Origin of the sequence: Streptomyces poriticola (assembly GCF_036689765.1) — a bacterium.
GTDB classification, from domain to species: Bacteria; Actinomycetota; Actinomycetes; order Streptomycetales; family Streptomycetaceae; genus Streptomyces; species Streptomyces poriticola.
The window spans coordinates 38,074-50,175 of the sequence record NZ_JBAGKH010000001.1; the positions used below are offsets into that span (position 1 = coordinate 38,074).

The window sequence follows — 12,102 nt, forward strand, 5'->3', positions numbered from 1 at the left end:
CGGCGTGAACGATGCCGATGCGCACCCCGTCAGGACGCCCCAGGCCCCTTCCATGCTGCGGCTCGCCACCGCCTCGCTCGCGGGTACGGCGATCGAGTTCTACGACTTCTTCGTGTACGGGACGGCGGCGGCCCTAGTGCTGGGCCCGCTGTTCTTCCCGACGATCTCGCCGCTGGCGGGGACACTGGCCGCGTTCGCGACGTTCGGAGTCGGTTTCGTGGCCCGACCCCTTGGATCGGTGGTGTTCGGCCACATCGGAGACCGGCGTGGACGGCGTCCGGTCCTCGTCGCCTCGCTGCTGCTGACCGGCGCCTCGACCGTCGCGGTCGGCTGTCTGCCGACGTACGGCGCGATCGGGCCGGCCGCTCCCCTGCTGCTGGTCGCCCTGCGCTTTCTGCAGGGGCTGGGCCTCGGCGGGGAGTGGGGTGGTGCCGTGCTGCTGACCGCCGAGCACGCGCCCGCCGGACGCCGCGGACTGTGGTCGAGCTTTCCCCAGGTCGGGCCCGCGCTCGGGTTTCTGCTCGCCAACGGTGTGGTGCTGGCGCTGTCGGCGGCCCTGTCCGAGGCGCAGTTCATCGCTTGGGGCTGGCGGGTGCCGTTCTGGGTGGCGGGAGTGCTGGCGCTGGTCGGCCTGTGGCTGCGGTCGTCGCTGGCGGAGAGCCCCAGCTTCCTGGGGATCGACGAGCACGCGCGCGTGCCGTTCGCCGAGGTGGTGCGGGAGCACTGGCGGCTGGTCCTGCTGACGGCGGGGGCGCTGTCGGTCGGGTACGCGGTCTTCTACGCCGTGTCCACCTGGTCGCTGGCGTATGCGACGGAGCGGCTGGGCGTGGGCCGCGGCGTGGTGCTGACCTGCATCATGGCGGCGGTGGCGGTGAAGGGTGTGCTGACCCCGCTGGCGGCGCTGCTCGGCGATCGCCTCGGGCGCCGGCCGATGTGTCTGGCCGGGTGCGCGGCCACGGCCCTGTGGATGTTCCCGATGGTGGCGCTGCTGGCCACCGGCGAGCCGTTGCCGATGTTCCTCGGCTTCCTGGGGGCGATGCTCTCGTTCATCACGATGTTCGCGGTGATCGCCGCCTATCTGCCGGAGCTGTACGAGCCCCGGGTGCGCTGCACGGGCGCCGCCGTCGGCTACAACCTCGGCGGGGTGCTCGGCGGGGCGCTCACTCCGATCGTGGCCACGGCGCTGGCCGAGCAGGGCGGCCGGGTGCCGTGGGGGGTGGCCGCCTATCTGACCGCGGTCGCGCTGCTCAGCCTGGGCTGCTTCGCGCTGCTGCCGGAGACCCGCCCGGTACCGGAGCGGGCCGCGGCGGTGGAGCCCGCCTCCGGGTGACGGCTCCCGGACGAACGCTCTACGGGTTGATCGCGAGCTCCAGGTACGCCGCGAACAGGACCAGATGGACACCTCCCTGGAGGGGTGTGGCACGCCCCGGGACGACGGTCAGGGACGCCACGACGACGGTCAGCGCGAGCAGCACCATGTGGGTGGCGCCCAGGCCGAGGACGAGCGGCCCGGAGAGCCAGAGGGAGGCGAGGGCGACCGCGGGGATGGTCAGGCCGATACTGGCCATCGCCGAGCCGAGCGCGAGGTTCAGGCTGGTCTGCACCCGGTCGCGGCGGGCCGACCGCACCGCGGCGATGGTCTCCGGCAGCAGCACGAGCAGGGCGATGATCACACCGACGACGGCGTGGTGCAGCCCGGCCGCCGCCACCCCGTCCTCGATCGTGGGAGACACTCCCTTGGCCAGTCCGACGACGCCGATCAGGGCCAGTCCCAGCAGCCCGAGGCTGAGCAGGGCGGTGCGGGCACTGGGCGCCGCGGCGTGGTCGTCGGCGGTGATGACCTCGCCCTGCCGGGTGATCGGCAGGAAGTAGTCGCGGTGCCGCACGGTCTGGGTCGCGATGAACAGGGCGTAGAGGATCAGCGAGGACAGTGCGGCGAAGGTCAGCTGCACCGTGGAGAACTCCGGGCCGGGTTTGCTGGTGGTGAACGTCGGCAGCACCAGACTGAGCGTGGCCAGGGTGGCGACCGTGGCGAGTGCGGCGCCGGTGCCCTCGGGGTTGAAGACGGCCGTGCCGTGCCGCAGGGAGCCCACGAGCAGGCTGAGGCCGACGACGCCGTTGCAGGTGATCATGACGGCGGCGAAGACCGTGTCCCGGGCCAGGGTGGAGCTCTTGTCGCCGCCGTCCGCCATCAGGGTCACGATGAGGGCGACCTCGATGACGGTGACGGCCACGGCGAGGACCAGTGAGCCGAAGGGTTCGCCGACCCGGTGTGCGACGACCTCGGCGTGGTGGACGGCGGCCAGGACGGCACCGGCGAGGACCAGGGTGGCCACGACGACGACCGGCCCGGGCAGGTCGCGTCCCCAGGTGAACACGAGCAGCACCACCGCGGTCACCGGCACGGCGGTCGTCCACTGCGCCATGAGCGCCCTGGACCGAGTGATCATGCGGTGATCGTCGCAGAGGCCTCGGATTCCCGCACGCCGGTCCGGCGGCGCGAGCGCCGGGTGCGGTGGCCGGCCGGCGCCGTGCACCGCACCCGGCGCTCGAGGGAGTGCGGGGTGCTCCTCGCCGTCAGGCGTCGACGCTGTCCTTCGCGCCGTCGCCGTCCTGCGTGCGCTCCGCCTCGACCGCCGCCTGCCTCCGGGAGGCGCGCAGGCTGGTGATCGTGGTGACGACCAGGACCGAGCAGATCACGCCGAGCGAGACCGGGATGCTGATCACCGGGACGTGGACGCCGGACTCGTGCAGCGCGTGCAGCACCAGCTTGACGCCGATGAAGCCGAGGATGACCGACAGGCCGTACGAGAGGTGCACCAGCTTCTTCAGCAGGCCGCCGATGAGGAAGTACAGCTGCCGCAGACCCATCAGGGCGAAGGCGTTGGCGGTGAAGACGATGTACGGGTCCTGGGTCAGGCCGAAGATCGCCGGGATCGAGTCCAGGGCGAAGAGCACGTCGGTGGTACCGATCGCGAGCATCACGACCAGCATCGGGGTCATGACCCGCTTGCCGTTCTCCTGGATCCACAGCTTGGTGCCGTGGTATCGGTCGGCGACGCCGAAGCGACGCTCGGCGGCCTTGAGGAGCTTGTTCTCCTCGAACTCCTCGTCCTGCTCCTCGGCACGGGCCTCTTGGATGAGCTTCCAGGCGGTCCAGATCAGGAAGGCACCGAACAGGTAGAAGACCCAGGAGAAGTTGGCGATGATCGCGGCGCCGGCGGCGATGAAGACGGCCCGGAGGACCAGGGCTATGAGCACACCGATGAGGAGCACGCGCTGCTGGTACTGCGAGGGCACGGCGAACTTCGCCATGATCAGGACGAAGACGAAGAGGTTGTCCACGCTCAGCGACTTCTCGGTGATGAAGCCCGCGAAGAACTCACCGGCGGGCTGCCCCCCGGCGAAGACCAGCAGTCCGGCCCCGAAGAGACAGGCCAGGGCGATCCAGACGATCGTCCAGATTCCGGCTTCCTTGATCGATACGTCGTGCGGCTTGCGGCCGATGAAGAAATCGACCGCGATCAGGGCGGCAAGGCCCACGATGGTCAGGACCCACAGGGTCGCCGAAACTTCCACTACGCCTCCGGCAGTACGTCACACGGCAGATGTCAGCGTCGTCGCTACCGGAGGTCTCTTCCACCCCGGGTGTCCGGTCGCGTGACGCGCCCGGAAGCCCGCGGGCCGGCGCCCCGGGATCTGGCCTGATCCGTATTGACGGGTACGCCGCAGCAGACAGGGAGTACTCCCCTCCGTACGGACGACAGTACCCCAATCACCAAGAGAAGGTAAAGAGATTCGCAAATAAAGCTCAAAGCGCCCGGTGGCAGGCCTGTGCCGAGTGCGGGACTGCTACCGGTTCCAGGAGCGGCGGGCCTCCGCGACCTGGGTGAGCACCTGCTGGAGCACCTGGCTGCCCGGGGGCACCAGAGGCGGCTCGTACGTCCAGGCGTGCCCGACCCACGGGTCGGCGAGATGGTCGTCGGCCAGCGGGGTCAGGCGCAGCAGCGCACGCCACAGCGGGTCGAGCAGCGGGCCGTAACCGGCGGACTCCTCGCGGTCGGCGACCATCATCAGGTGGACCCCGACGGACGGACCCTCGTCCGCGAGATAGCGCAGCTGGTTGACGGCCCGGTCGTCGAACCCGTGCGGGAACTCGTTGACGATCAGCAGCTGCTGGGCGGTGTCGAGGCCGGGCGGGAGCGAGTCGGCGGCGCCGCCGCGGATCGCCATCTGCATCAGGTCGACGCGCTCGGTGAGCCGAGCCAGCACCTCCGCCACACCCGCGGCGCCGGCCGCGGGCGGGGCGTCGAGCACACCGGTGTGCACCAGTGGCGCGAGCGCCTGTGCACCCGATCCGGCCGGGTCGACGACGCGGACGGTGATCTCGCCGGGCGGGTAGACGGCGAGCAGCCGGGCGGCGTGTGCGACGGCGGTCTCCAGAGCGAGCCGGCGCAGTTCGTGCGAGTCGGCGAAGGACCCGTCCAGCGAGCCGCTCCGTCCGCTGTCGATCCACAGCCCGCGCTCCAGCGGCAGCCGGACCAGCATGGGCACGCGTATCCGCTCGGCCTCGGGCAGGCGCAGATCTCCGAGCCGCAGGGCCATGGGGATCTCCATCGGCAGCCGGTAGCCGTGCCAGACGGGGTTGTCCCAGCGGGCGTAGGCGGGCGGCAGTGCGGGCTCGACCACGTCGGCCTCGGCGGCGAGCTGGGCGAGGTCCCGGTCGAGGGCCTCCCTGGCCCGGTCGACGAGCGCCTCGTGCCGGGTGCGGGCCGCCTCGCGGGCTGCGTCGCCCTGTCCGCCGATGCGGCTGCGCGGGTCGGAGAGCACCTGGTCGAGTTCCTTGTCCATACGGGACTCGGCGAAGTCGACGGCGCTGCGGTAGGCGGCCGTGGTGCGGGCCAGATCCTCGAACATCCCCCAGACCTGGTTGTAGAGCCGCTCGTCCATCGACCAACCGGTCGCGTCGCCCGCGACGGGCTGTGCGGGCTGTCCCGGTGCCGCCGGGGGCGCGGTCGGCGGGGGCGGGGGCGGAGCGGCGTTCTGCCGGCGCGGGTGGCTGTAGTCGACGGGGCTGCCCGAGGCGGGCTCCGGGCCGGCGGGGTCGGCCGACCCCGCACCCGGATAGGCCGACGGGTGCGGGCCGGGCTGCCCCGGCCCGTCGGAGGCTCCGGGGGCGCCGTACGTCGATGCCGGCGTCACCGGCCCGTGGGCGCCCTGCGGTGCGGTGCCGCCGTGTTCCCCGCCGCGGGCCGGGGCGGCGGGCTGCCGGGCCCGGTCGCCGTCCGCGGCGGACGGCGGGGGCGCCGGCACCGAGCGGGCCAGGCCGCGGGCCACCGCCTGGTGGATGCCGGCGGCGAGTGCAGGGGCACCGGGCAGGTCCTGGTCGCCGAACAGGTCGGCGAGGCCGCCCGCGTACCCCTGACCTACGGCACGCACCTTCCACGCGCCCTGCCGACGGTAGAGCTCCAGGGCGACCACGGCGGACTCGGTGTCGAGGCCGGTGAGGGTGAAGCTGGCGATCTCCGTGCCGTCCAGGCCGGTGACGGCGACGAAGGGGGCGGCGACCGCACCGAAGCGGGCCGGGGCGTCGGCGTCGGGCAGGGCGAGCAGCACGGTGACGCGGTGCACGGCGTCCGGCATGGCGTCCAGGTCCACGGCGAGGCGGTGGTCGGCGGCGGCCTGCCGGGAGACCTCCAGGCCGGGCAGGGTGGGTGTGCCCGGGTGGGCCACCCACTCTGCGCCGTGGACCTTGCCCTGCTCGTCGCCGATCGTGGCCGCGGCCACGATCGGGGTGCCGGCCGAGACCCGGATCTCCAGTCGGGCCTGGGAGAGCGGGTGGTTCTGCCCCCGCACCAGCTCGGCCGTCATCGACTTCTCCCCCTGTGTGCGTCTTAGGTCGCTCGTGCGGTGTGCTTGGCGTCCGCCCTACAGGACGGGCAGGATCGCCGGCATCAGGTCCTGGAAGGTGCGGCCGTTGGCCGGGGAGCCGAGGGCCGTCATCGTCCAGCCGGGCCCGGCGCGGTGCACCTTGGCCATGATCTGGGCGGTGTAGGCGCCGCCGCCGGCCAGCGTGTAGCGGGCGAGCTCCTGGCCGTTGGTCTCGTCGACCAGGCGGCAGAAGGCGTTCTGCACCTCCTGGAAGGTCTGTCCCGTGAAGGAGTTCACGGTGAAGACGATCTGGTCGATGTGGACCGGGACGCGCTGCAGGTCGACGAGGATCGCCTCGTCGTCCCCGCCCTGGCCGACACCACCCACCAGGTTGTCACCGGTGTGGCGGACCGAGCCGTCGTCGCTCACCAGGTGGCGGAAGAAGACGACGTCGACCGGCTGCTTGTCGGCGAACAGGACGGCTGAGGCGTCCAGGTCGATCTCCCGCGTCCGGGACCCGAACAGGCCGCGCCGGGGTGCAGCCTGCCAGCCGAGACCCATGCGCACAGACGTCAGGCTGCCGCCGTCGTCCTTCTGCAGACTGATGGCCTGACCCTTGGTCATGTTGACGGTCACGTGCCGATTCCCCTCTCGAACTGTCCCCTGCTGCCGCGCCGCGCGCGGTTGACCAGAACCCTACGCAGCGGCACTGACCATGCCGTACCCCGGTCCGCACTTTGTGTCGGTCTTGCAACACAGCGCGTGCCCGGATCCGTCGTCAGGCCAGACCGGCCTCCCGCATCTGACGCAGCTCCTTCTTCATCTCGGAGACCTCGTCGCGCAGCCGGGCGGCGATCTCGAACTGCAGATCCGCTGCCGCGGCCCGCATCCGGGCCGTCATCTCCTCGATCTGCTCGGCGAGTTCGGCCGCCGGGCGGTCGGTGGGCACCGTCTCCTGGGCGGCCCCGCCCTTGCCTCTGGCGGGCTGGGGGGTCCTGGCACCGTTCGCCGCCTTGCCGCCGAGGGCGGGCACCGGGGTCCTGGCGCCCTTGCCGTCCTTGGACTGGCCGCGGTACCCCGAGCCGAGCAGCTGCTCGGTGTCGATGCCCTCGCGGGCGATCTGCGCGACGATGTCGTTGATCTTCTTGCGCAGCGGCTGGGGGTCGATGCCGTTGGCCGTGTTGAAGGCGATCTGCTTCTCCCGGCGGCGGTTGGTCTCCTCGATGGCCTTCTCCATCGCCGGGGTGATCTTGTCCGCGTACATATGGACCTGTCCGGAGACATTGCGCGCGGCACGGCCGATGGTCTGGATCAGGGAGGTGCCGGAGCGCAGGAAGCCCTCCTTGTCGGCGTCGAGGATGGCCACCAGGGAGACCTCGGGCAGGTCGAGGCCCTCCCGGAGGAGGTTGATGCCGACCAGGACGTCGTACTCACCGGCGCGCAGCTCGCGGAGCAGCTCCACCCGGCGCAGGGTGTCGACGTCGCTGTGCAGATAGCGGACCTGGATGCCCAGTTCCAGGAAGTAGTCCGTGAGGTCCTCGGCCATCTTCTTGGTGAGCGTGGTGACGAGGACCCTTTCGTCCTTCTCGGTGCGGGTGCGGATCTCGTGCACCAGGTCGTCGATCTGGCCCTCGGTGGGCTTGACGACGACCTGCGGGTCGACGAGTCCGGTCGGGCGGATGATCTGCTCGACGACACCGTCGGAGCGGGACAGCTCGTACTGTCCGGGGGTGGCGGACAGGTAGACGGTCTGACCGATGCGTCCCTGGAACTCCTCCCACTTCAGGGGGCGGTTGTCCAGGGCGGAGGGGAGCCGGAAGCCGTGGTCTACGAGAGTGCGCTTGCGGGAGGCGTCGCCCTCGTACATGGCGCCGATCTGCGGCACGGTGACATGCGACTCGTCGATGACGAGGAGGAAGTCGTCGGGGAAGTAGTCCAGCAGGGTGTTGGGCGGGGAGCCCGGCGAGCGGCCGTCGAAGTGCATCGAGTAGTTCTCCACGCCGGAGCAGCTGCCGATCTGGCGGAGCATCTCGATGTCGTAGGTGGTGCGCATCCGCAGTCGCTGGGCCTCCAGCAGCTTGCCCTGGTTCTCCAGTTCGGTGAGCCGCTCGGCCAGTTCCTTCTCGATGTCGTTGACGGCCCGCTCCATACGCTCGGGGCCGGCGACGTAGTGGGAGGCCGGGAAGACGTAGAGCTGCTGGTCGTCGCTGATGATCTCGCCGGTGACCGGGTGCAGGGTGGACAGGGCCTCGATCTCGTCGCCGAACATCTCGATGCGGACCGCGAGCTCCTCGTAGACCGGGAAGATCTCGATGGTGTCGCCGCGGACCCGGAAGGTACCCCGGGTGAAGGCCGTGTCGTTGCGCGCGTACTGGATGTCCACGAAGCGGCGCAGCAGCTCGTCCCGGTCGAACTCGTCACCGACCCGCAGGGGGACCATCCGGTCCACGTACTCCTGCGGCGTGCCCAGGCCGTAGATGCAGGAGACGGAGGCGACCACGACGACGTCCCGGCGGGTGAGCAGGGAGTTCGTCGCGGAGTGGCGCAGCCGCTCGACCTCCTCGTTGATCGAGGAGTCCTTCTCGATGTACGTGTCCGACTGCGGGACGTAGGCCTCGGGCTGGTAGTAGTCGTAGTACGAGACGAAGTACTCGACCGCGTTGTTCGGCAGGAGCTCGCGGAACTCGTTGGCCAGCTGGGCGGCGAGCGTCTTGTTCGGCGCCATCACCAGGGTGGGGCGCTGGAGCTTCTCGATCATCCACGCGGTGGTGGCGGACTTGCCGGTGCCGGTGGCGCCGAGCAGGACGACGTCCTTCTCGCCTGCTTCGATGCGCCGGGCGAGGTCGGCGATGGCCGTGGGCTGGTCGCCGTTGGGCTGGTAGGGGCTGACGACCTCGAAGGGCGCCACCGTGCGTTCGATCTCGGAAACGGGCCGCATGGGTTCCACCGTACGACTCCGCACTGACAACGGGCCGGGGTCAGCGGTTCTGCGGGGTGCGGGAGCGGCGCTGGACGAGGGTGCGACGGGTCCCGGGGGGCGGATGGTGCGCCGTGTGGTGGACCTGCTGGTGGTCCGAGTCCAGCTCCGGGTGGTGCTCCGGGTCGTGGCCGGCGCTCCGGGCGGGTACGCCCGGCTTGCGTTCGGCGGGGGCCCAGGCGGGCTGGCCCTTGACCATCAGGGGGTCGAACAGCACGACGGCGCCGGCGAGCAGCAGGAAGGCGAGCGGTCCGATCAGCATGGGGGCGAGCAGGGCGGCGGCCGACTCGCCCGTGGCGGGCTCGGCCGTCCCGTGCACATGGACGTCGAGCGCGGCCATGCCCGTGTAATGCATGCCGCTGACGGCGAGGCCCATGACGAGGCTGGCGCCCACGCTCCACCGGAACCCCCGGACCTGTCCGGCCGCCCACAGGGCGGCGGTGGCGGCGACCATGGCGATGACGACGGAGGCGGCCACGGTGAGGGTGTCGTATCTCAGCTCCGCGTCGATGCGCATGCTGGCCATGCCCAGGTAGTGCATCGAGGCGATGCCGAGCCCGGTGATGGTGCCGCCGGTGAAGAGGGCGGCACCCTTGGCCCCGCGGTAGCCGACGATGAAGATCCCGATGCCCACCATGACGATGGCCAGGACCAGGCTCGCGAAGGTCATCGCGGTGTCGTAGCGGATCGGCGTGCCGTGGACCGTGAACCCCATCATCGCGATGAAGTGCATGGTCCATATGCCGGAGCCGATCGCCGCCGAGCCGAGGGCGAGCCAGCCGGGACGCCAGGAGTGTGCGACCCGCAGCGACCGGGCGGTACAGCGCAGGCCGAGGGCACCGCCGAGCCAGGCCATGAGGTAGGCCACCACCGGTGTGACGAGCCCGTAGCTGAATCCATCGACCGTGCCCTGCATGCGCGGCTGTCCTTCCGCCCGCTTCCGTCCTGGTTCTTCCTTGTCGTGCACCCCCTCCCAGGACCGTACGAACGGTCAGGGTTGAGGCAGAGAGTATGACTCCCACCGGTTGGGGCGAACGATTCTCCGGCAAAGAATCACGGCTCTGCCCCACTTGTGCACCCTCCGTGAGCGGAGTTGAGCACCTCCATTCAGACCACGGTCATCCCGTACCCCACTGCCGTTGACCCTCTGCTGTCAGAGTTGAGCTCTCCGTGACCGTTCGACGCGAGGAGTACGCATGCACGCGCGCGCAGTTGCCGTCACGACCACCGCGCTCCTGGGGGCCGCCGCCCTGTTGTCCCCCGCCGCCCCGGTCCAGGCCGCCCACAGCGGTGCCGGGCCGACGGTCGTCGCCCACCGGGGAGCCTCCGCATACGCCCCGGAGAACACCCTGGCCGCCGTCGACAAGGCGGCCGAGCTGGGCATCCGCTGGGTGGAGAACGATGTCCAGCGCACCAGGGACGGAGAGCTCGTCGTCCTGCACGACGACAGCCTGAAGCGTACGACGGATGTCGAGGAGGTCTTCCCCGGCCGGGCGCCGTGGAAGGTGAAGGACTTCACGGCAGCCGAGATCGCCAGGCTGGACGCCGGGAGCTGGTTCGGGGACGCCTACGCGGGCGCGCGCGTGCCGACGCTGGAGCAGTTCCTGAACCGGGTCGAGCACCACCACCAGAAGCTGCTGCTGGAGATCAAGAATCCGCAGCTGTATCCGGGCATCGAGCGGCAGACCCTGAAGGTGCTCGCCAACGAGGGCTGGCTCGACCGGCGCCATCTGTCCGGCCGACTGATCGTGCAGAGTTTCAGCGCGGACAGCGTGCGGGCCGTCCACGAGCTGAAGCCGGCCGTGAAGACCGGCTTCCTCGGCACGCCGCCGTTGTCCGCCCTGCCCGCGTACGCGGCGTTCACCGACCAGATCAACCCGCACCACGGCAGCCTCTCGGTGGGCTACGTCTCCGCCGTGCAGGCGTTCACCGGCCCGCACGGCGGGCCGATGGAGGTCTTCACCTGGACGGTCGACGACGCGGACACCGCCCGGCAGGTGGCCGCGTACGGGGTCGACGGCATCATCACCAACAGGCCGGACGTGATCCGGGACGCGGTGCGCCCGGCGGCGGTCCCGGCCGCCCGCTGATCAGGCCGCCCGCCGGGCGGTGTCGGTGGCGGGTCGTACGGTGGGGCTCATGGACAGCCATGGGCAGCATGAGCAGCACGCCGGGCGGGCGGACGCGCGGCAGGACGGCCCGCGCGTCGTGTGGGCGGTCGTCGGGACGGACATCGGTCCGCTGCTACTGGCAGCGACCCGCGAGGGCCTGGTCAACGTCGTGTTCCACGCCACGGACGCGGTGCGCGACCGGGCGCTGCGGCGGCTCGCCTCCCGGCTGGGCGGCGAGCCCGTCGAAGCACCCGCCTCCCCGCTGCTGGCGGAGGTGATACGGCAGGTCGAGGCCTATTTCGCCGGCCGGCGTGACGCCTTCGACCTGCCGCTGGACTGGTCGCTGATCTCCGGGTTCAACCGCGAGGTGCTGCGGGAGCTGGCGTCCGGGGTCCCGTACGGTTCGGTGGTCGGCTACGGGGATCTCGCCGGGCGCGTGGGCCGGCCGGGGGCCTCCCAGGCGGTGGGCCTGGCCATGGCCGCCAATCCGCTGCCGGTGGTGGTGCCGTGTCACCGGGTGGTCGAGAGCGACGGCGGCCTCGGTGGATTCGGAGGCGGCCGGGACACCAAGCGGAAGCTGCTGGCTCTGGAGGGTGTGCTCCCCGAGCCGCTGTTCTGACCCGCTCCCGAGGCAGGCGGTCCGTCCCCGCTGTCAGTCGTAGTGACGGGCCTCGAAGACGTTCCCGTCCGGGTCACGGAAGTAGAAGCTGCGGCGGGCGTTGCCGCGGGCGCCGAAGGAGTCCCGGGAGATCTCCGACATCGGGACGGAGCGTTCCTGCAGCCGGGCGTGGAGGCGGTCGAAGTCGTCCTGCGGCAGGGCGAGGCAGACGTGGTTGACCGGGTGGCCGGAGCTCTCGGTGGCGCCGGGCAGCATCCTCATCCGTTCCGCCATGGTGAGCGGCATGAGGTCGATGATGGATTCCTCGTTGAGCCGGACCGACGGGAACGGCGCCTTCCCTGCTGCGAAGTCGCCGGTCCGCAGCGGCACCAGACCGACCGCCTTCTCGTAGAAGTCGGCCGCGGCGACGGGGTCACGTACCCAGAGAACCACGTGGTCGAGACGTATCGGGTTGTCGGTCATGTCCTCAGGCTGGTGCGCTCCCCGTCCGACCGCAAGTGGTTTGGCGGGGCGCGCTGCCCGCC

The 12,102-nt window shown here is 71.1% G+C and carries 10 protein-coding genes; 3 read left to right on the forward strand and 7 right to left on the reverse strand.

The window, feature by feature from the left end; all coding sequences use genetic code 11:
- The first annotated feature begins 52 nt into the window (after positions 1 to 52).
- A complete protein-coding gene (locus V5O46_RS00160; protein ID WP_332882729.1) occupies positions 53 to 1,330 on the forward strand; it encodes an MFS transporter in 1,278 nt (425 codons plus the stop codon).
- Positions 1,331 to 1,349: 19 nt separating this feature from the next.
- On the opposite strand, the gene V5O46_RS00165 is transcribed toward V5O46_RS00160, so the two are convergent.
- The 6 genes from V5O46_RS00165 to V5O46_RS00190 form a co-directional block, all read right to left on the reverse strand.
- A complete protein-coding gene (locus V5O46_RS00165) occupies positions 1,350 to 2,450 on the reverse strand; it encodes a calcium:proton antiporter (protein WP_332882265.1) in 1,101 nt (366 codons plus the stop codon).
- Positions 2,451 to 2,577: 127 nt separating this feature from the next.
- Positions 2,578 to 3,579: a TerC family protein gene (locus tag V5O46_RS00170; protein ID WP_332882266.1), complete on the reverse strand. Its 1,002-nt coding sequence runs from the start codon at positions 3,577 to 3,579 to the stop codon at positions 2,578 to 2,580.
- 273 nt (positions 3,580 to 3,852) lie between these two features.
- Complete coding sequence (locus V5O46_RS00175; protein ID WP_332882267.1) at positions 3,853 to 5,871, reverse strand: TerD family protein; 2,019 nt, start codon at positions 5,869 to 5,871, stop codon at positions 3,853 to 3,855.
- Positions 5,872 to 5,928: 57 nt separating this feature from the next.
- Positions 5,929 to 6,507: a TerD family protein gene (locus tag V5O46_RS00180; RefSeq protein WP_332882268.1), complete on the reverse strand. Its 579-nt coding sequence runs from the start codon at positions 6,505 to 6,507 to the stop codon at positions 5,929 to 5,931.
- A 142-nt stretch (positions 6,508 to 6,649) separates the two neighbouring features.
- Positions 6,650 to 8,809, reverse strand: coding sequence for an excinuclease ABC subunit UvrB (gene uvrB / locus V5O46_RS00185; RefSeq protein WP_332882269.1), 2,160 nt, complete (start codon positions 8,807 to 8,809; stop codon positions 6,650 to 6,652).
- A 40-nt stretch (positions 8,810 to 8,849) separates the two neighbouring features.
- The gene (locus tag V5O46_RS00190; protein ID WP_332882270.1) at positions 8,850 to 9,764 is read right to left on the reverse strand and encodes an MHYT domain-containing protein; all 915 of its coding nucleotides are present in this window, start codon (positions 9,762 to 9,764) and stop codon (positions 8,850 to 8,852) included.
- A gap of 280 nt (positions 9,765 to 10,044) precedes the next feature.
- Between V5O46_RS00190 and V5O46_RS00195 the strand changes: the two genes are divergently transcribed.
- Positions 10,045 to 10,938: a glycerophosphodiester phosphodiesterase gene (locus V5O46_RS00195; RefSeq protein WP_332882271.1), complete on the forward strand. Its 894-nt coding sequence runs from the start codon at positions 10,045 to 10,047 to the stop codon at positions 10,936 to 10,938.
- 49 nt (positions 10,939 to 10,987) lie between these two features.
- On the forward strand, positions 10,988 to 11,578 hold the full coding sequence (locus tag V5O46_RS00200) for a methylated-DNA--[protein]-cysteine S-methyltransferase (RefSeq protein ID WP_408648839.1): 591 nt from the start codon (positions 10,988 to 10,990) through the stop codon (positions 11,576 to 11,578).
- 33 nt (positions 11,579 to 11,611) lie between these two features.
- On the opposite strand, the gene V5O46_RS00205 is transcribed toward V5O46_RS00200, so the two are convergent.
- The gene (locus V5O46_RS00205; RefSeq protein ID WP_332882272.1) at positions 11,612 to 12,040 is read right to left on the reverse strand and encodes a VOC family protein; all 429 of its coding nucleotides are present in this window, start codon (positions 12,038 to 12,040) and stop codon (positions 11,612 to 11,614) included.
- Positions 12,041 to 12,102: the final 62 nt, after the last annotated feature.